The organism is Streptococcus sp. LMAG:39 (genome assembly GCF_008680485.1).
Taxonomy (GTDB): Bacteria; Bacillota; Bacilli; order Lactobacillales; family Streptococcaceae; genus Streptococcus; species Streptococcus pasteurianus.
Genome location: NZ_NALE01000001.1, coordinates 373,978 through 396,483, shown reverse-complemented (window position 1 = coordinate 396,483; position 22,506 = coordinate 373,978). Strand labels below are relative to the sequence as shown.

11 protein-coding genes are annotated in these 22,506 nt (G+C 29.3%); 9 read left to right on the top strand and 2 right to left on the bottom strand.

Features of this window, described 5'->3' with window-relative positions:
- Positions 1-9: 9 nt before the first annotated feature.
- Both CCC20_RS01870 and CCC20_RS01865 read left to right on the top strand, forming a co-directional pair.
- On the top strand, positions 10-375 hold the full coding sequence (locus CCC20_RS01870; RefSeq protein ID WP_144356922.1) for a MobC family plasmid mobilization relaxosome protein: 366 nt from the start codon (positions 10-12) through the stop codon (positions 373-375).
- Positions 362-2,227, top strand: a complete 1,866-nt coding sequence (locus CCC20_RS01865; RefSeq protein WP_287178775.1) for an SAG1250 family conjugative relaxase — start codon at positions 362-364, stop codon at positions 2,225-2,227. The genes CCC20_RS01870 and CCC20_RS01865 overlap by 14 nt, the downstream gene beginning before the upstream one ends.
- A 325-nt stretch (positions 2,228-2,552) precedes the next feature.
- Here CCC20_RS01865 and CCC20_RS01860 read toward each other — a convergent pair whose 3' ends face one another.
- A complete protein-coding gene (locus tag CCC20_RS01860; RefSeq protein WP_154864668.1) occupies positions 2,553-3,206 on the bottom strand; it encodes a 4'-phosphopantetheinyl transferase family protein in 654 nt (217 codons plus the stop codon).
- Positions 3,207-3,218: 12 nt separating this feature from the next.
- Positions 3,219-3,899 (bottom strand): thioesterase II family protein, encoded by a 681-nt coding sequence (locus CCC20_RS01855; protein WP_260844592.1) that lies wholly within the window; start codon positions 3,897-3,899, stop codon positions 3,219-3,221.
- Positions 3,900-4,098: 199 nt separating this feature from the next.
- On the opposite strand from CCC20_RS01855, the gene CCC20_RS01850 reads away from it, so the two are divergent.
- The 7 genes from CCC20_RS01850 to CCC20_RS01820 are packed head-to-tail and all read left to right on the top strand — an operon-like array spanning position 4,099 to position 22,505.
- Positions 4,099-4,680, top strand: a complete 582-nt coding sequence (locus CCC20_RS01850) for a TetR/AcrR family transcriptional regulator (protein WP_010730296.1) — start codon at positions 4,099-4,101, stop codon at positions 4,678-4,680.
- A gap of 10 nt (positions 4,681-4,690) precedes the next feature.
- Positions 4,691-8,959: a condensation domain-containing protein gene (locus CCC20_RS01845; RefSeq protein ID WP_287178771.1), complete on the top strand. Its 4,269-nt coding sequence runs from the start codon at positions 4,691-4,693 to the stop codon at positions 8,957-8,959.
- Positions 8,949-15,044, top strand: coding sequence for a D-alanine--poly(phosphoribitol) ligase subunit DltA (dltA, locus tag CCC20_RS01840; protein ID WP_287178768.1), 6,096 nt, complete (start codon positions 8,949-8,951; stop codon positions 15,042-15,044). The genes CCC20_RS01845 and dltA overlap by 11 nt, the downstream gene beginning before the upstream one ends.
- An 18-nt stretch (positions 15,045-15,062) precedes the next feature.
- Positions 15,063-16,268: an ACP S-malonyltransferase gene (locus CCC20_RS01835; protein WP_287178766.1), complete on the top strand. Its 1,206-nt coding sequence runs from the start codon at positions 15,063-15,065 to the stop codon at positions 16,266-16,268.
- Positions 16,256-20,797 carry a beta-ketoacyl synthase N-terminal-like domain-containing protein gene (locus tag CCC20_RS01830; RefSeq protein ID WP_287178762.1) on the top strand — a complete coding sequence of 1,514 codons (4,542 nt, stop codon included), beginning with the start codon at positions 16,256-16,258 and terminating at the stop codon, positions 20,795-20,797. The genes CCC20_RS01835 and CCC20_RS01830 overlap by 13 nt, the downstream gene beginning before the upstream one ends.
- 11 nt (positions 20,798-20,808) lie before the next feature.
- Complete coding sequence (locus CCC20_RS01825; protein ID WP_144356938.1) at positions 20,809-21,750, top strand: ABC transporter ATP-binding protein; 942 nt, start codon at positions 20,809-20,811, stop codon at positions 21,748-21,750.
- Between the two features lie 14 nt (positions 21,751-21,764).
- Entirely contained in the window at positions 21,765-22,505 is a 741-nt protein-coding gene (locus CCC20_RS01820) for an ABC transporter permease (RefSeq protein WP_025481285.1), read from the top strand.
- Position 22,506 lies beyond the last annotated feature (1 nt).

The following is a 22,506-nucleotide window of genomic DNA, read 5'->3' as shown; positions in this document are numbered from 1 at the left end:
GAGACTACTATGGTCTATCGTTATCGTACCAATCTCAAAAAAGTATTTCTAACAGATTCAGAATTACATCAATTGAATGAACGAATTGCTAAGAGTCACTGTCAAAATTTCTCGGTCTATGCCAGAAAAGTGTTGCTTAATCCCAATATGTCTTTTGCCACAATTAACACTGAAACTTATGACCAGTTAGTTTTTGAATTGAGACGGATTGGAAATAACATCAATCAAATTGCGCGTGCGATCAATCAAAGTCATCTGATTTCCCAGGAACAGTTACAAGAATTAAGTAAGGGAGTTAGTGAATTAATTACTGGAGTAGAGAAAGAATTTCAAGTGGAATTGAAAAGATTGAAGGAGTTTCATGGTAGTCACTAAACATTTTGCGACGCACGGAAAAAAATATCGCAGGCGTTTGATTAAGTATATCCTCAATCCCGATAAAACGGGCAATTTGAAATTGGTATCTGATTTTGGCATGAGTAATTACTTAGATTTTCCTAGCTATGAAGAAATGGTTGACATGTACAATGTCAATTTTACCAATAACGACAAGTTGTACGAATCTAGAAATGACCGACAAGAAAAACATCAACAAAATATCCATGCCCATCACCTCATCCAATCATTTTCTCCCGAGGATAATCTGACACCTGAAGAAATTAACCGCATTGGTTATGAGACCATGATGGAATTAACAGGAGGCCGTTTTCGTTTTATCGTGGCAACTCATACAGACAAAAATCATGTTCATAATCACATCCTAATCAACGCCATTGATCGTAATTCAGATAAAAAGTTGATATGGAATTATGCCTTAGAACGAAACCTTCGTATGGTTTCAGACCGCATTTCTAAAATGGCAGGGGCAAAAATTATCGAGAAGCGTTACTCGTATCGTGACTATCAAAAATATAGGCAGTCTAGTCATAAATTTGAATTAAAGCAACGTCTTTATTTTTTGATGCAGCACTCAAAGTCCTTTGATGATTTTTTAGAAAAAGCGGTGCAGTTACATGTTCATATTGATTTTAGTCAGAAGCATAGTCGATTCATGATGACAGATAGAGCTATGACAAAGCCAATTCGAGGACGCCAACTCAGTAAACGAGATTTATATGATAAAGAATTTTTTCGTACACATTTTGCCAAGCAAGAGATTGAAAGTCGATTAGAATTTCTGTTGAACTGTGTTAATTCATTAGAGGAGCTACTATTAAAAGCGAAAGAATTGAATATAACTGTTGACTTAAAGCACAAAAATGTAACTTTTATCCTGGAAGAAGATAATCAAAAGATAAGTTTGGGTCATAAAAAAATAAGTGATAAGAAATTATATGATGTCAATTTTTTTCAAGATTACTTTAAAAATAAGGAAGTCGGGGATTCAGAAGGATTAGATAATTTACGGGAACAGTACCACGCTTTTCAAGAAGAACGAGATAAGGATAAAGTATCCACTGAAGACATTGAGGAAGCCTTTGAGACATTTAAGGAAAAACGAGATGCCGTCCACGAATTTGAAGTGGAACTTGCAGAGCACCAAATAGAGAAGCTAGTTGATGAGGGTGTTTATATTAAGGTGTCTTTTGGTATAAAGCAGAGCGGTCTTATTTTCATTCCCAACTATCAATTAGATATTCTTGAAGAAGAGAATCAGACAAAATATAAAGTCTATATCCGTGAGACCACCTCATACTTTGTCTATAACAAAGAACATTCGGATAAGAATCAGTATATAAAAGGACGAACCTTGATTAGACAGCTGACCAACGAAAGTCGAGTAATACCATACAGAAGACCGACTGTTGAGCGACTTCAAGAAAAGATTTCTGAGATTAACCTCTTGATTGAGTTAACAGAGACAGACAAAAGATACCAAGACATTAAAGACGAACTAGTCGCAGAAATAGCAGAGCTAGATATCAAACTGAATCAAACCAATGAAAAAATCGCCACCTTGAATAAGATGGCGGAAGTGCTTATCAACCTAAAGAGTGATAATCCGAATAGTCGAAAACTAGCAAGGTATGACTTTTCAAAACTAAATTTGACAGAATCAATTACACTAGAACAAGTGACCGAGGAAATAAAAGTGCTGCAAGAGGAGCTAGGTTATTATCTTGATGAGTATGAGGGATTGACTAGAAGGTTAGAAACACTTGTGAAAATTCTCAGCACAAAAAAACATACCGACCTAAAATTTCAAGAAGATATTTCTCTAGAATAAACAAATTTTGACGAGTGTAAAAGTAGAGAAGTCTTCGCAATTAAATACATATATGAGATAGAATTTGAACATGATGAAACAAGTTATGTTTTTTTGAATAAACTAAACGTACCCATATCGAGAAACTAAACTTTATCGTTCGCAAAATGGCTTACCGCTTAGTTTTTCTCGATAATAAATATTTTGACATGTTCGCGGATGCAGAGTATGTCCTAAAATTATAGGCAGAGTAGTTGATGAAGTTCTTTCAGAAAATTTTATAGTATATGTAGAAGAATCCCCGCTGTACAGTTCAGAGTATTAATGTATAATGGGATTTTATTTTTTATAGAGATATTAGGTTTTCAACTTCAACATATCTAATTTCGTAGCTATCATCAGAACTAGCTACAACAGACATAGTATACTCTTCAGAGATAGAAAAATTTTTATACAAAATATCTTTAAGGATTCTATCTCCATCAATTATTTTTTTCTTATCAAGAAAAAGTGAGAAAGAATCTAATTCTTTATATAGCCCTTTACCTAAAAATTTTACATAACTTTCTTTAACTGTCCAAATTTTGAAAAATTCTTTTATTAATAATCTATGGAGAGATATACTAGCTAGGTATTCCTTTTCAGAAGTGCTAAAGAAAGATATAATTTCCTCAAACTTTTCGATATGTTTCTGGATATCTATTCCAACCATTTTATTTGAAATAGCACATGTAACATACTTTCCTGAATGAGAAATGCTATAGAAGATATCTTTTCTGCTTAAACTTGGTTTTCCAAATTCATTATATACTAAATCCTCTCCAAATAAATCAATTCCAAATTCACTTAACCCAATTTTAAGTAATTTTAATGAATTAATTGATCTTTGAATTTCGCTTTTATTTTTAGATTTTAATCTATACGATGGTATTTTATTTAAAAAATCATAATCAATGATTTGAGAATCTGACTTGGATATATCAGATATTAAAATTAACATTAGTTACACCCTCTAATTTATCATGTTGTTAATTATTTTTGATACTTGACTCAAATTTGAAGTAATAAAAAAGTGATCTCCCTCGACTGGGTAATAATTAATGTCGTTTGCACATAATAATTGCCATTTGTTTATTTCGTTATACGAAATGGAGTCTTTTGTGCCATAAAAAATAATTGTCTTGGTTTTTATCTGTTGATCATGGTCACTTAATTCATAGTCATTGTAGACTTTGAAATCGTTTAATATTATAGGCTTAAAAAAGTTAAAGATTTCTTCATTGTTTAAAATTTCTTTAGGTGTAGCATTATACTCAACTAAGATGTCTTTTAACTTTGCATCCGTTTCTAAATCATAATTTTTCTTATACATTGGTGGTTTGGTTGCTGAAATAAAAATTTTATCAGGATTATTAAACTCTGACTGTTCAATTTTTTTACAAATCTCATAAGTGAATAGACCGCCTAGGCTATGTCCAAAGATACTATATTTTTCTGAATCAGAGATTTCGGAGATAATTTTATTGTAAAGAAATTCAAGATTTTTAGAAAATGTATCCAATAGATTCATGTTTATATTCATGCCGTGACCAGGTAAGTCTATTGGAATTATAGTGCAATTTCTAAATAAATTTTTCCAAGAGGAGTAGATTGATGATGAGCCACCAGCGTATGGGAGACAAAAAATTTTCATGATGATACCTCAAGCCATTAGTTCTATTAAATTATGAGTTCATTATAATATATATAAACAGCTTTTTCAATGATTTTTTGTTCATATATATAGAATTTTGAGTTGAAATATGAACCATTGTTCACAAAATGCTTGCAAACAGAAAATAAATGAACTATAATTCATTTATAAGATTTAAAATTATTTTGAGGTAATAACTATGGCAAAAGATGATAATAAACAAAAATTAATAAAGGCTACAGATGCTCTCTTAAAAGATAGAAGCATAACTTCTATTACAACAAAAGAGATTACAAAAGCAGCAGGAGTTTCTGTGGGAGTTTTTTATAATTATTTTAGTAGTAAGGAAGATGTTTTTAAAGAATTAATCAAGATATTTTTTAACTATTCTTTAAAGCAAATGGAAGTCTTGCGAAAAGAAGTTACAGGAAAGAATATTCGTTCAGAAATAAAATTCAAAGAATTTCTAATTAATGGAGTAGATAATAATTGGGAAAATCATTTTTTAAATAGTGATATTCTGTTACTTTCTAGAAAAGATGAAGAGTTTCAAAAATTAATGATTTATTTTAATCAAAAGATGGTTTCCATTGTTGTAGAGATACTAACAGTTATTAATCCAGAATTACAAGAAGATTCAGCTTTACTAAAAGCGAAAATGATTATGAATTTAATTCAAAATTCCTACCCTAGCTTTTCAAAATTTGATAGTGAGGATGAAAAAGAGAGATACATTGAAACATTTGTGAATGTTATTTTTAGTATTAGTTTTAATGAATAAGGAGATTAAAATGGAAGATTATAACTTAACAAATGCACAAAAACGAATTATATATACTGAAGAAATATATTGTGAACCAAGAATATCAAATGAAGGAGGTTTTTACAAAATTTCTACACCTTTTAATTTATGTAAATTAATCGATGCAGTTGTTTCGGTTCTTAATTCTTCGAAGATCTTTAGAACAACTTTTCTATTGAAAAATGACGAAATCATTCAGAAATATCGTGATTTTAAATTTGATGACTCTATAGTGAACATCTTTTTTGACAAAAAAGAATTTGAAAATTATAAAAGGGTCTGTTTAAATTCCAAATTTGATATTTACAAAGATTTTTTATTTAAATTTGGAGTTTACCAAAATGAAGATGGTGGTCAACTATTTGTAATGTTTCATCATTCGATTGTAGATGCATATTCAATAGGATTAATTGCAGGAGCCATTTTTGATATTTATAATGGGCATGAATTTAATATTGGAACAGAGTATATTGAATACTTACAAGAAGAACAAAGATATTTGAAAGATACTGAAAAATTTAATGAGGATAAAGTATATTGGGAAAATAGATTATATAACTGTAAAAATTCATTTGAAAGCATCCCTGAAAATCCTTCGTCGGAGAAAATTTTAATTCGTTTAGATGATAACTATTTGGAAAGATGGGAATTGTTCCTAAGGAAAAATCACTTAAATGAAAATATCTTTTTGATAACGTTATTATGTATTTACAAATATAGAATTACTGACGAAAAAAATGGGATATTGGGGGTTCCCTATTATAACAGGCGAAATAAACGTTTTTATAACAGCTTTGGAATGTTCACAAGTACAGTCCCATTTTTATATTCTTTGTCTGGTGAAGAAAGCATTATCGACGCTTATAAAGGTATCAAGAGAAATTTTCTAAAAGATATTAAACATTCTGGATATCCTTATAATGAATTAATAAATAATCTTAAAGCAAATGGAAAAAACCTGTTTGAATGGAGTTTTAATTATTATGTAGATAATATGAATTACTTGGTTGAGGATTCTAAGGTAGTTGTAAAGGAAGAAACACCGAACTATTTACCAGTTCCGATAAGTATAATTTACAGAAGATTCAAAAATCAGAAAAATGAGTTAGAGCTTATTTATAATAAAAGAATATACACTAGAGAGAAAATCAATTCGTTAATCAAAAATTTCTTTAACTTTACAATAAATATTATTCATTGTGAAACTGTGGAAAAGATATCAAAAATTCAGATAGCAAAGCCTGAGTTTATAAGCAAAATAATTGAAAGAGAAAGTAAGTCATTAAACAATTTTGACAAAAACGTCAATTTATCATTAATAGATAGGGTCATGGAAATTTCTAAAGAATTTCCCAATAACATCGCTTTAAGATTAGGTCATTCAACAATTACCTATGAAACTCTATTTAAATTGATAGAAAATAGAGTTACTTATTTAAAGAACATTATCAAAGAAGGGGATAAAATTGGAGTAATTGGATATAAAGAATTCGATACATTTATTAATATTCTTTCATTAGTGCAAATGGGGATAACTTATGTGCCAATTGATCCAGAATACCCTCAAAAAAGGCAGAAATTTATTTTAGAAGACTCAAATTGTAGTTATTATATAGATCATAATGAATTAAAAATTAATCCAAACTATAAGCTAAATAGTACTTCAAGCGATCCTACTCCTCTTTACATTTTATATACTTCTGGAACTACAGGGACTCCGAAAGGAGTCATGATACCAGAAGCTGGAATAATAAGACTAATTAACGATAATAATTTAGAAAAATTATCTGATGGATATGATACGTTCTTACAGCTAAATTCTTTAGGATTTGACATTTCTGAATTGGAGATATGGCTACCTTTAACTAGTGGAAAGACTTTAGAAATTATCCCTAAAAATTATATATTCGATATAGAAAAATTATCACAAATTTTAGAATCTGATCGTAAATTTGCTTCAATAATGTCATTTACCTTACTTCAGGAACTTTTTTCTTATGATAATGAATTATTTAATCATATTAAATTCATAATAACCGGTGGCGAGATAGTCAAGAATAAGTTGATAGAAAATATTTATTATTCAAATGAAAATATAACAGTTGTTAATGGTTATGGTCCAACTGAAAATAGTGTATTATCCACAATTCAAATAATAGGTAGGAGCAATAAAGAATCAATACCTATTGGAAAAAGTATTTCTGGATCTAGTACATATATTTTAGACCAGTTTGGAAATGTTTGTGCTCCTATGCAAGTTGGAGAAATCATTGTAGGTGGGGAAGGGGTAGCGAATGGCTATATAAATCGTGAAGAACTAAATAAAAAGAACTTTTTCTATTTAAATTCGCTTAACGGGGAAAAGTTGTATCGTTCTGGTGATTTTGGATATTATAACTACAAGTCTGAGATTATAATCATTGGTAGGAAAGATTCTCAAGTGAAAATTAATGGACAGAGAATTGAAATTAGTGAAATTGAGGAAGTTATTCAAAATATTTTAAATTCAAAAAACATAAAAATTATTGTTAGTGTTATTGATAATACATTGGTTTGTTTCCATACGAGCCCAGAAATAGATGACTCTAAACTAAGAAAAACTCTCTCAGAAGTGCTGACATCTGCCATGGTTCCTAAATATTTTATTAATATCTCAGAGTTACCTCTTACTGTAAATGGTAAATTAAATAATAAAATTCTTGCTGAAAAATTTAGAAAAGAAGTATCAAATATTTCTGCCAATAATGACAAAATTAATTTAGATAACATTGATTTGGATGTACAAAAAGAGATCGAGGATTTATTAATAAGAGAAATAAACTTTAGTCAAAGTTTTATCGAAAATGGAGGAGACTCGCTTTCAGCCATGAAATTGGTAAATTACATGAAGAAAAGGAATAAAAATATAAGAGTCTCAGAATTATTAAGTATGAAGCCTCTGGTAGAAGTGTTAAACAATAGTCATAAATCTGAGAATGATTTACAAATTTCCAAAGACAACAACTTATCTTCAGTGAAAGCTTCTGTAGTTCAAAAAAGTATATTTTTCGATGAAAAATTTAATCATATAAAATATAAATATAATTCTCCTTTAGTTTTTGAGCTCAGGGGAGTAACTCAAGTTAATGAAAATAAAATTTTGGATAAGATTTCAAAATTCATTTCGACTCAACGTATACTACATAGTTGTTTACTAATAGAAAATGGAGAGATTATTTTTAAAATTAACAACCATAAAATAGATATTGTAAGAAAAGAGATGAGTAGCGGAAGTTTAAATGATATTATTAAAAGTTCTTTAGCGGATTTTGATGTAGAAAAGAATCTATTTTGTTGTAATTATATTAGTCTACAAAATAAAAGATTTTTAATTTTCGATTTTCACCACGCTATTTTTGATGGAGAATCACGTGAGCTATTTACAAAAAATCTAAAAGACTTTTTAAATGGTATTGAAAATGAACCTTCTGAGGTAGACTATTTTGACTATTTAAATTCAATCGATGAAAAAGATGATATTGAAGATGAGAAATTCTGGAAAAATGAAATTCAAAGTTTAGGTAATCTTTCAAATGATGTAGTACAGAATTATGATGTACAAATTTCAAAATATTACCCTATTGACATAAGCTCAAAGATAATAGCTAAGCTTTTAAAAGTTTCTAAAGCAACATCCGTGACCGTTAGTACCTTATTATTGTCAGCTTTGTTTTTAACTAAAAATAATATCTCACATAAATCAAGCAATACGATAGGAATTACAATTTCAACTAGGTCAAATGAAGTTACTTCAAAAATTATTGGACCATTTTTTAATACACTGCCATTATCTGTTTCAGAAAATAACATTTCAAATGATTTAAAATTTGTTAATAAAATAGGGGAAAGGGTTAATGAATTAGTTAATCACTGTCAGTATCCATTTAATAAAATTGATTCGATGTACAAAGCGTACTGTGGTGAATACGCAAATAATTTAATGGATTGGATGTATGTTTATAACCATGACAAAAAACTAGAATTTGAAAATGAAGGAATTAAATTCAAGTCAATAGACATTTTAGATACGGTTCAAGCAAAATATAGTTTATCACTGCTCGTAAATATTAAAGGGGATAATAATTTTTCGATTGGATTTGAAAGTAAATCACAGTGTTACAACGGAAAGAAAATTCAGGATATAATTCTAGAATTTGAAAGAAGTCTTGATGAGATACTTTCTTTTTTAGAGGATAAAGGAGGAAATAATGGAATATAGTTTTTATGATATAGTTTCTAAATTTAATGACCAGCCAAATAAGATAGCAATTGAAACGGACTATAGTAATATAACTTATGAAGAGCTTTTTAATAGAGTTGATAGTTATAGTAAGAAGATAGAACAAGTAGGATTACTTCCTGGATCTAAGGTAATAGTTCATATGAGTAGGGGTCCAGAGTACATTATTACGATTTTATCATTGTCTAAACTTGGAATAACTTTTGTACCAATAGATATTACTTACCCAAAAGAACGAATAGATTTTATACAAAATGATTGTCAAGCGAATGGAATTATAACTGACTATAAATATGATGATTTAACAGTTGTTGATTATCTAAAAATAGATGATAATATAAACCTTACTTTTAATTATTTTGGCAAAAGAGAAAATGATAGTAATGAAAAAATTGCATATATAATTTATACATCTGGTAGTACTGGAAAACCTAAGGGTGTTCAAATATCGAACAAAGGATTTAGTTATTTAAAAGAGTTGTTCAATGAACATTTGAAGTTGAGTAAAGATGATAAAATTTTACAATTCGCTAGCATTTCTTTTGATGCTTCTATTTGGGAAATTTCAATGGCCTTAACGAACGGTCTTACATTAGCCATATTTTTAGACAGTGATAAAGATAAAAATTTATTTGAGACTTTCGTAAAAAATCATTCTGTGACTGTTGCCACCTTACCTCCATCTTATTCCGAATTGCTTAGTGAAGAAGTAATTTCTCAATTTGATTTACTGATTACTGCTGGTTCTGAACCCCATAAAAAATTGCTTGAAAAAATCAATTTAGAAGAAACTAGATATATAAATGCATATGGACCTACTGAATGTACAGTATGTGCTTGCTTGTGGGAAGCAAAAGACTTAAAAGAATTAGACTCTAATCAAATCCCTATTGGAAATATAAGCCAAGATAATCTTCTGATTGATGATAGTGGTGAACTATGTGTATCTGGAAAAGGTTTATCAGTCGGATATCTAAATCGAGATATTTTGAATCAAAAAAACTTTTTTTATTTAAATGGATTACGATACTACAAAACGGGTGACTTGGTAAATACTGATAAGCATGGGAACCTATATTTTCGAGGACGTAATGATAATCAAGTGAAGTTTAACGGCTATCGTATAGAACTCGAAGAGATTGAACGATCAATATTTGATTTAGCCCCATCAATTATTGATACAGCTGTAACAGTACTTAATGAGACTTTGGTATGTTTTTATATGGGGAATATCAATGTTTCTGAAGTGAAAAGAGAATTAGAAACTAAGCTACCTATTTATATGGTTCCTTCTCTTTTCCAACATGTAGAGTCTTTTATATATAATACCAGTGGGAAAATTGACAGAAGTAAATTAACGATTAAAACCAAAGAGCAGCATTTTCAGAATTCAGATAATCGACTTGATTCAAAATTAGAAGAAATTTTAAGTGAAATCTTGCCAGTTGAGGTAAGTAATCCTGATGAAAGTTTAATGGAGTATGGCTTAAACTCATTAGGGCTCATTAATCTAGCTGCTAAAGTAAAAAACATTTATGGAATAGATATTTCTATTGAAGAAATTTCTAAAAATTGTACCTTTAACGGTTTATTGAATATTCTGTCGCATAAAAATGAGAATTTAGAACTTATCAAAAATTATGAAGTCACGCATGATGTGGAAAATGAAAATGAGTGGTTTCCTCTGACAAATATTCAGGAATCTTATTTACTAGGAAGAAATAATTTTTCTGAAATGGGCGGTTATGGAACACATGGTTATTTTGAAATTAAAACTCAATTAGATCCTGTAAGATTATCAAATGCTCTAAATAAAGTTATTTCAAGTCAAGGTATGCTCAGGGCAATCTTTTCTGAAGACTTACAGCAAAAGATACTCCCTGATACATTAAAATATCAGATGAACATTTTAGACATGAGTAGTTCGACACAAGAAGAGATTGATAAAGAAATAGAAAGAAGAAGAGATAGGTTAAGTCATCAAGTTTTTGATTACACGAAATGGCCACTGTTCGATATTAGTGCTTTATGTGTTTCCGAAAAATACACTATTTTGTTTATTAGTATTGATGGTTTATTGGCAGATGCCAAAAGTATGAAGATTTTTGCCAGTCAATGGTTAGCGGCTTATAATGGAGCCGATACTAGCAAATTAAAACCTAGAATATCATTTAGGGATTATATTATACATACAAATGATGATAGTGAAAATAAAGAGAGAGCCAAAACATTTTGGTTGAATAAACTAGACAAGCTTCCTGAATCTCCCCATATTATTGATAAAGATGCAGAAGCTGCGGTAGAGAATACCTTTTCTAGAGAATCGCTATTTTTAAATGAACAATCTTGGGTTTTGATTAAAGAATTTTGCCACAATAACCATATTACACCTACGGCCTTCTTTATACAAATTTATTTTGATACTTTGAAAAGATGGAGTCAAAATAAAAAGTTCACAATTAATTTAAGTGTTTTTAATAGAAAAAATATACACGAAGATATTGATAATCTGATTGGTGATTTTACAAGTAACATATTTTTAGATAATCGGAATCAAGATGTTGAGGATAATTTTATTGAAAAAGTAACCTCCGTACAAGATGATCTGTTTTTAGCAATAGATAATATTTCATTTGATGGCATTGATTTTTTAAGGGCATATGCAAATAAGTATAAAAAAAATTTAATTGTTCCTTATGTAGTTACTAGTCTAATTTCAGAGGAGACAACAAAACAAGCAGCGGATTATTTAGGAGAATTGACGTACGGAATAAGCCAAACTCCTCAAGTTTATATTGATATGCAAATTTCAAATAGTCATGAAGGAGTATTAATAAATTGGGATTATTCAAATCAAAAATTTACTAAAGAGTTTATGCTTAAGATCATTGAAGTTTTTGAGAAAAATATTACTTCAGTTTTAAATGGTAAGAAAAATATCGATACAGAATTACCCAATAGTGATAAGTTAATAATCCAAGAATATAATAATACTACTACATTAGACTATGATTCTTGCAGGTTAGAACAACTATTCTTTAATACAGTAGAGAAATATCCAAATCAGATTGCTATTAAGGATAAAGACTGTAGTTATACATATTCTCAATTAGAAGAAAAAGTCAAACAAAGAGCTTCTGATATAAAACAAACAGTTGGAAAAAAAGGTCAAAAAATTGGTATTGTTGATGAACGTAATTGTCAGACTATTATTGATTTAATTAGTATTTTATATAGCGGTAATACTTATGTTCCTATTGAAAAAGATTGTCCATCAGAGAGATTAACATATATAAAGAATGTTGCAGAAATAGAATATATGATTAATGATATTGATAAAATAGAACAATTAGAAAAAGTTGATGAAGAAAATGATGAAGAACAGGTAGCCTATGTGATTTTTACTTCTGGTAGTACAGGAAAGCCAAAAGGGGTAGCTGTGTCTCACAGAAGTGCAGTAAATACAATTATTGATATCAATAAAAAATTTAAACTGAATAGTAATGATCACTTTATACTTTTATCTTCATTAAGTTTTGATTTATCTGTTTTTGATATTTTTGGCTCTCTTGCTATTGGAGGAAGCCTTTATATTGTTGATGATAGGAGAGATCTAGAAGAAATTAATAATATTATTAAACAGGAGAATATAACTGTCTGGAATAGTGTTCCATCAACTATGAAGGCATATTTAAATTACAGTAATAATGAAACTGTTAATATAGGTAAAATTGATGATGAGTTAGAAAATCTGACAAGTTTAAACAGTCTTATTGATGAAAATATAGTATTTAACAAGGAAGCAAATGACAAGTATAAGAGTGACTCTACGAGTAGGTTTGTCATTAGTAATTATAATAAAAAAATAAATCTCCCATCAAATAATAATTTTCCAGATTTTATTCTAAGTAGGAAGTCCACAAGAAGTTTTAGTGAAAAAGACATATTACCAATGAATAAATTCTTTAAGGTTATATCCTCGCTAGGAAAAATTAAAAGCAATGATACTTCTCATTATCTTTATCCATCTGCAGGAGGGCTTTATCCTATTGATGTATATATTTCTGTCGAAAATAATAAAATTGAAGGAATAAGCGGAGGTATTTATTACTATAACCCAATAGCTAATACGATCTATAAAATTTATAATAGTCCTCTTGAAAGCAGTGTACATTATTATAGCAATCAGAAAATCTCGGAACGTTCAAGTTTTACTATTTTATTAGTATATAATTCGGAAGCAAATATTAGAAAATATGGTAGTGATGGCTATAAATATGCCTTAATTGATTCTGGATATTTAGGACAGCATGTTACTACCGTTGCAAATATCAATGGAATTTCATCTTGTGTTATTGGGACAGCAGATAGTGAATTAATTGCAAAACGTCTCTCATTATCGGCTAATCAAATGTTTCTAAATTGTATTATTTTTGGTAGTGAAACTAATCAGCAAGATTATGAATTGAATGAAATAAAAGTTCAAAATATTTCGGTCCCAGAAAATTCCTTAAATATAATTAGTGAAAAATTTAGTTCTTTAAGAGTTATTATGTTGAGTGGTGACTACATTCCCTTGGATCTACCAGATAAAATTTTTGATAGATTTGGAGAAGAGGTTGCTTTGTATAGTTTAGGTGGAGCAACTGAATGTAGTATATGGTCAATATATTATCCAATATCAAAAGTTGAAGCAAAATGGAAAACTATACCTTACGGATACCCGCTGGGTAATCAAAAAATTTGGATCATGGATGAAGAATTAAATATCAGTCCAGTTGATGTATTAGGTGAAATTGTTATTGGCGGTGTTGGCGTAGGAGAAGAATATCTAAATAATCCTATAAAAACTTCTGAATCTTTTGTAAATCATTCGCATTTTGGAAAAGTTTATAGGACAGGAGATTTTGGTATTCTGAGAAAGAATGGCACTATTGAATTTATGGGAAGACTAGATAATCAAGTGAAGATTAATGGTTATCGTGTAGAACTTCCGGAAATTGAAAAAGTAATTAAAGATAATTGTGATGTTCAAGATGTAGTAGCGATTATTGATAGTACAGAAAGTGGTAATAGTAAGCTTATTTGTTTCGTTCAGAGTGAAATTAATTCTAACTTGTATGAATATATTATAGAAAAAATAAAAAACAAACTTCCTGTATATATGATTCCTCAAGAAATTCATAAGGTTGAAAAGATTCCGGTTACAGAAAATGGTAAAGTGGATAAGAAAAAATTATTAGCAGATGCCATAAGTTATAAAAAGAATGATTTAGAATCAGCTGATAATTTATTATCTGAGCAACAGTTAGATGAAACAGAAAAAAGGGATGACGAGTACTTACTAGTAGAGATTCGACAAATTTTCTCTAGCATTCTTGAAGTAAATGATTTTTCAAATGATAGTACTATTTTTGAGCTTGGAGGAGACTCTATAAATATTGTTAGTATTCAAAAACAGATTGAAAAAAGATATGGAGTCAGCTTAAAAATAATTGATGTTTTTGAGAATAATACAGTTAATAAGCTTGTAAACTTTTTAGAATCGAAAAATAAAGTAAAAGTTATTGGTGCTCGTTTTACTTCGTCATTTTTGACAAATAAATCTGGTGATGAAACGGTAGAAGAAACAGTCAAATTAGTTAAGAAAAGTGAATTTAGAATTGTTTTTGAAGCATTAGTACTTATATTACTAGATGTTATAACTAATACTAAATTTGATATTTCGTATGATTGTGACAACAATAATTCTGAGACAACAAAAATTATTAGATTCAGAAAAGAATATTTAAAACTTGATAGAGTAAATTTAGATACTACTTTTTCAGAATTAATTGAACAAGCAAAATTTGAAACGTCACTTAACTTAACTAGTGATGGAGGAATTATGATAAGTTATACCAATTTAGTAGAACGGTATAAACTTAGTACAGCTGACTTAGTGTTTTACTTCAATGAAGAAAACTCTGAACTCAAAGCGAAATTTAATTCTTGCAAATTGCAAGATTCAAGCATTAAAGTCCTACTTGATAATGTAGCTAAGGTATCAGAGAGATTAAATTAAGATTTACGGGAGGAACGTATGATAAACAATGCAGCCATATTTCCTGGACAAGGAAATTTGTCGTTAGAGAAATTCAGAAAACTCATTGGAGAAAATCTTGAGGCTCAAAGAATTCTAAACAAAGCCATGAATACGATTGGGAAAAAAAGTGAAGACTTTTTTCAAGGTGATGTTCAAAACAGTACATATAATTCCCAAATTCTAACTTTTTTATCGTCGTATATATTTTTCAAGATATTTAAAAGAGATGTTCAAGATAAATTCTATATGTATGCAGGACATAGTTTAGGAGAAATTACAGCTCTAGTATGTGCTGATGTTGTTACATTTGACGAAGGGTTACTGTATGTAAATGAACGAGCTAAAGCAATGGAAGAGTGTACTACTGATAAGTTAGGTGGTATGACGGCTGTATTCCATAATGATCTTAATTTGCTAGAGAAGTTATCAAAACAATTTGAAGTTGGAATTTCGAACTATAATTCAAAAAAACAAATTGTTTTTTCTGGAAATCTAGAAAATTTAAATAAATTGGAATTTGAGTTACAAGAAAAATCAATACCTTTTAAAAGATTAAAAGTGGCTGGCGCATTTCATAGTAATTTAATGAAAAAAGCAAGTGAAAGCCTTGGGAAAATAAGATTGAACTATAATTCTGACAATATTGACAGAGTTTTTAGTAGTGCTTTAGGAAGATTTTATAATAAAGAAGATAATTTAACTCGTATTCTTTCAGAGCAGATAGTGATGCCCGTCCAATGGAATGTGGTTATTAATCAAATGAAAGAAAATAATATTACAAATATTATTGAATTTGGTACGCAACCTGTCTTGAAGAAGTTCTTTAATTCTAGTTACCCTAGTGTTTTTGATATTGTTAGTTCTTGTGATGAAGACTATGAAAATATTTATATAAAAAATTCATCAAATTTCTATTTGAAATTTTTAAAAAAAATTATATCAATTGCCGTTTGTAGTAAAAATAATTCTGATGATTTAAAAGGTTTCGAGGAATATAGAAACATATACCAAAATCTCTTGCAGAAATGTGATGATTTCATTTCGAATGATAGTATAGTAGATGTTTCGACTTGTCAGTTATTCTACGATACACTTTTTTCTAAGTTACTTCTCTTAAAATCTGTTCCAGAAAGTGAGATCATTGGTAGGAAGAATGAATTAAAGGAAAACTTTCATATTGGAGGTCTAAAATGGGAATTTTAGATGATATTGTTCTAGATAGTTACCAAGATACATCGGAAAAAAATAATAAGTATGCAATTATTGGAATTTCTGGTTTTTTTCCTGAGTCAGAATCAGTAGATGATTTTTTTAACAAATTGTTGAGAGGAAAAGATTTTATTAGAGATTTTCCTGAACAAAGAAAGAATGAAGTAAAAAAATTTGGAAATAAAATTTCTAAAGAGGATAAGTCATATAGACATGCAGCTTATTTGGATGATATTAGTAGTTTTGATAATGAACTTTTTCAATTAAGTGATGCAGAATCACGATTAATTGATCCTAAGCAACGATTGTTACTAATGACGGCTTATAGAGCTTTTGAAGATGCAGGCGTTTTGGAAGAACTTTCAAATACCCATACAGGCGTTTTTATTGGGAATAGTAATATGCTTAACTACAAATACTTTGATATCGTAAAAACTATTCGGCCAGATTTAGTTGATATTTCTAGTACAGGAAATATGGATTCAATGTTGTCCAGTAGAATTTCATATTATTTCAATTTAAAAGGACCAAGTGTAGTAATAGATACAGCCTGCTCTTCTAGTTTGTTTGCGGTAAATCAAGCAATTAATTCTATTTCGTGTGGCGAATGTGATCTTGCTTTGGTTGGTGGTGCACATATTCTCATGTATCCTGAAAACGTTGATGTGAGTTTAGGGATTGAATCTAAGGATGAACGAACACGAACTTTTGATGATGCAGCAGATGGAACGGGAGTGGGGGAAGCTGTTGGAGCAGTAGTAATAAAAAGATTAGATGATGCAATTGAGGATAAAAATTATATTTATTGTGTTATAGATGGTGTGTTATCCAATCAAGATGGCGATTCAATAAGTATAACTGCCCCAGATAGACGTGCCCAGAGTGAACTTCAATTATCGCTTTGGGAGAAAAGTTCATTTAATCCAGAAAAAACAGTATACGTAGAAGCACATGGAACCGCAACACATTTGGGTGATGATATTGAAATAAAAGCTTTAACTGATTCATTTAGAAATTACACCGACAAGAAGCAATTTTGCGGAATAGGTTCGGTAAAAACAAACATCGGTCATACAATAGATGCATCAGGCATATCTTCATTAATTAAATGTATTAAAATAATTGAGAACAAAATAATACCACCGACTATAAATTTTTCTTATCCTAATAGAAATATAGATTATGAAGATTCTCCATTTTACATAGTAGATAAAACAAGAGAGATAGTTGAAGATGATTATAAAATATTAATTAACTCCTTTGGATTGAGTGGTACTAATACTCATATTATTTTAAGCTCGTTTCCTAATCAAGAAAGGAAAGCAATTAAACCTAGACAATTCCATGTTAAAAATTTCTGGGTAGATAGTAATGAAGGAACATTTCTATCAGAAGATAGTACGGAAAATATTTTAATTTCACTATTAGAACAAAAATTGGGATTTTTAGATATTAATTCAAATACACAGATTGCAGATTTAGAATTAGATTCAATATTTATTGCTAGAGTGTATTCAGAAATTGATAAATTATTTCCTAATTCAATAGAAATTGCTGATCTTTATAGTTTAGAAACAATTGGAGAATTAGCGAAAAAAATTGAAGAAAAAAATATTATTCCTAATTTTAAAAATGGGACTTCAAAACTTGAAAATTCTTCCACTCTTAACGATCCTTGTGAGGATGAATATGCAATTATTGGTATAGATTTAAATATTGGAAATAATCAAAACAAAGAGGAATTCTATAATTCTTTACTAGCTGGGGAAAAATTCATTAGCAGTCTGTCCCCTAAAAGGATTAAGATTGCTAATGAATTTGGGAACATCTATAATTTCACAGATTTGAGTTTTAGGAAAGGAAATTACCTACAAAATATTGATTTATTTGATTATAACTTCTTCAATATTCCGAGATCTGAAGCTATGTTGATGGATCCAAATTCAAGATTAATGTTAACATCCGCATACAAAGCAATATTAGACGCTGGATATACAAAAGAGACAGTAGACAATAGAAAATGGGGAACTTTTATTTCATTTGGACAAGATTATCTTTTTAATTATGGTAGTCTAATTGCTTCACTGGATAACAAGAAAATTGGAATTTCTAACATAGGAAATATGTCAGCTATGATTTCTGGCAGAATTTCATATCTGCTGAACCTTAAAGGTCCAGCAATTACAATTGATTCTTCATGCTCTTCTTCTTTATCTGCTGTTTCACTAGCCGTTGATTCAATTAAAGATAAAAAATGTGAAGTAGCAATAGTTGGTGGAGTGAAACTTAATTTTTGTCCGATAGATTCAGAAGAGAATGATATTGGTATTTTGGATAACTCAGAAAATTCCTCTGCATTTGATGATAAGGCAAATGGTACCTATACAGGGGAAGGTGTTGCGACAATCATAATAAAAAGCAAATCCAAAGCGATGGAGGATAATGATAGGATATATGCAACAATCTGTGGTATGGCAGTTAATCATGATGGAAAAACATCAGGTTTAACAGTTCCAAATCCTAATGCACAGACTAATGTTATTATGGATGCATGGAAAAATATAGAGGTGGAAGATTCTGATGAATTATATATTGAAACTCATGGAACAGCCACTAAATTAGGTGATCCAATAGAAATATCTGGAATCAATCATGCATTTAATTTTATGAGGGATAATAGTATTGGAATCGGATCTGTAAAAAATAATATAGGCCACTTATTTGAATTGTCGGGTCTGATTAGTATTATTAAGGCTGCGATGTCACTATATAATGAGAAAATTCCTAAAAATATTGGATTTATGTATCCAAATCAAAATATAAATTTCTCAAATTCTAAAGCATATATCAATGACCTAAATAAAGACATAGTGGGTAAAGAAACCTATATTGGTGTTAGTTCTTTTGGTTTTTCGGGCACAAATGCTCATATGGTTTTAAAAAAGGGACCACTTAACAAGAAACAATTTTCTACTTTCAAAGTTGAAAAACTTGATTTAGCGGAAGAGGCGTGTTGGATATCTGATTATTTAAATCATACTACTGAGTCTAGTTCAGACAAAACAATCAAAGACCAACTAAATGAAGTATTCACAGATATTTTTGGTAATCAAAAAGATCTTTCAGGAAATATTTATGAACTAGGCGGTGATTCTTTAACGGCTGCAGAGATAGCAGGACGATTGAATAAAATTTTCAATTTGAAATTAACAGTGGCAGATATATTAAGAAACAATTCAATTGATAGTTTATCTAATTTTTTATCAAATAATAATTTTAGTGAGAGCACTAAAGAGATAGTAAAATCTAAAGTAAAGAATAGATATCTTGCAACACCACAGCAAATTAGAATGTATAAAATGTCAAAAAGTCATTTGGAAACAGGGTTAAATGTAAATATTGGTTTACATTTAAAAGGTGTGATAGATATTGAAAAATTGAACGTTGCATTTAATAAAATTATTGAGCAAAACGAAGCTTTCAGAACAAAATTTATAGAGGAAGCAGGACAAATTTTCCAAGTTATAAATCCATTTATGCAGGAAAATATTGAGGTTGAGCATGCTCCAATTGAAGAGTGGGAAAAAATAAAAGAGAATTTCATTAAGGTGTTTGATTTGAAAAACGGTCCCCTTTTTAGAATCAAGCTATTACAAAGTAGCTCTAATAATTCGATTTTGTTATTTGATGCACACCATATAATTTTTGATTTTCAATCAATGAAAGTATTTTTAAGTCAATTAATAACTCTATATAATAAACAAGAAGGTCCAGAATCTACTATTGATTATACAGATTATTCAGAATGGTACAACCAACAGATAAAAATAAATCATCAGTTGAAATTACAAGAATGGGTAAATGAATTAAAGGATGCACCAATTAATTTAGAGGTTTTACCAGCTACTATAAAAAGCAATACAGTAAGCTCAATCGGGCTTGTTATAGATTCAACATTGCTAGAAAAATTAGAAAAATATTCTGCAAAAGAAAACGTTAGTCTATTTTCGGTATTGTTAGCCGCTTATTTTAAAATAACTAGTGCAATTGAGAAAAATGATAAACAAGTTGTTGGGATACCGGTATCTGGCAGAGATTTTGGTAATGTCAATAATGTAATTGGTCTTTTTAGAAATTCTCTCCCTATTTATGTGGACTTATCTAAGGTTAGAAATGATAGCGAATTAGTTTTAAAAACACAATCTAGAATTTTGTCTGCTATGGAAAAACAGGAAATACAGACATATGAAATAGAAGAAGCAATGGGAGAAAATAATTTATTTAATAATTATTTTATTTACCAAGATTCAATTAGTTCTGATAATTTTAAAATGGATGGTTTAGAAATTCAAACTGAATTGATAAGAAAACAAGGTATGTTTAATATTAAATGGGAATTTGTGAAAATTGATGGATGCTTACAAGCCGTAATCGAATATCGAAATGAACTGTTCACTGAATCAGAAATAATGTATTTAAAGAAATATTTCCTTGAGATACTCAAAGGAATTATTAAAGAATGAGGGAAGAAATAATGGAAAATCTTTTAGAAGTCAAAAAACTATCAAAAACGTATAAGAACGGAAGAAAAGCATTAGATAATTTAAATTTTAATGTTACAAAAGGCGAGATTCTTGGTTTTCTAGGACCAAATGGTGCGGGAAAAAGTACGACTATAAATATTTTATCTACCTTATTGCAATCTGATGAAGGTGAAATAATATATTTTAATAATGAAAATTTGTCCATCAAGGATGTAAAGAAACAACTAGGAATCGTTCCTCAAGAATTAGCGATTTATGAAGATATCTCTGCCTCACAGAATGTCAAATTCTTTGCTTCTTTATATGGCGTTAAAAAAAGTGAAATCAATGAAAAAGTTGAAAATGCATTAAAAAAAGTAGGACTTGAAGATAGAAAAGATGATAAACCGTCAACTTTTTCTGGTGGTATGAAAAGACGTTTGAATATTGCATGTGCAATAGCACATAGCCCTAAATTGATTATTTTTGATGAACCAACAGTGGGTATTGATCCACAATCTAGGAATCATATTCTAGATTCAATTAAGAATTTAAGGGATGAGGGAGCTACTATTATTTACACAACTCATTATATGGAAGAAGTACAACAAATTTGTGACCGTGTCATTATCATGGATGGAGGAGTAGTACTTTTGAATGATTCTCTTGATGATATTTTAGAACATTATAGTAATTCTAATTATCAAGTTAGAGTAGATCAGCAGTTCTCTCCGGCAGTGTTAGATGAAATTCGTGAATTAACAAATGTTGAAGAGGTGAACCAAAAAGATGAATTTGAAATAATCTTTAGTATGGGTGAAGAGTCCATGCCGATTAATGCTGTACTGGAGGTTTTAATCAAGTTCAATCTAAATATTACTAGTATTACAATGGTCAAGAAAAATTTAGAAGATGTTTTCTTGCTACTAACTGGGAAAAAATTAAGAGATTAATAGTGGGGTCTGTAATGTTAACAATAATGAAACAAGATACGATAAATCTTTTAAAGAATAAACCAATCATGATGTATCTACTAATTTATCCGGTTGTCCTGATATTAGTAACAGGGTTTGTATTCGGTTCGATTTTTAGTGACGATATTTTAACATCATATGATTATTATGGTGTTACGATGATGATTTATTTATCAATGGCAACTGTAATTATATTACCCGAATTATTATTTGGAAGTAATGTGAAGTATGCAAATTACAGGATTGTATATTCGCCGATTCCACGTTACAAGATTTATTTATCCAAATTAATCGTTTCTATTTCTATTTCGTATTTTATCTTAGCAATTTATATGCTTGTTTTTAATAGCACAGGGTTAGTAAACTATGGTAAAACTAATATCGCCTATAGTTTATTACTTGACTTAGCTTTGGTAACCTTTTCTATCACATTTGGAGGTGCTTTCTGTGTGTTACTAAAAAGCGAAGATATTGCAACAAAAATTTTAAATTTAGCTATTAATGTTTTAGCAATTCTATCTGGTTTATTCTTTCCGATGTATATATTTGGGAAAAAAGTTGCTAATTTGTCTACCTTATCTCCAATTTCAAAAGTGATGTCAACATTTTTTAGTATAATTTACGATAAAAATTATAGTTCTTATTTTAATACATTAGGAATTTTGTTACTATGTTCAGTACTATTTTTAATTATCATTCACTTTAAATATCGGCCTGAAAATTTTGGAGAGTAAA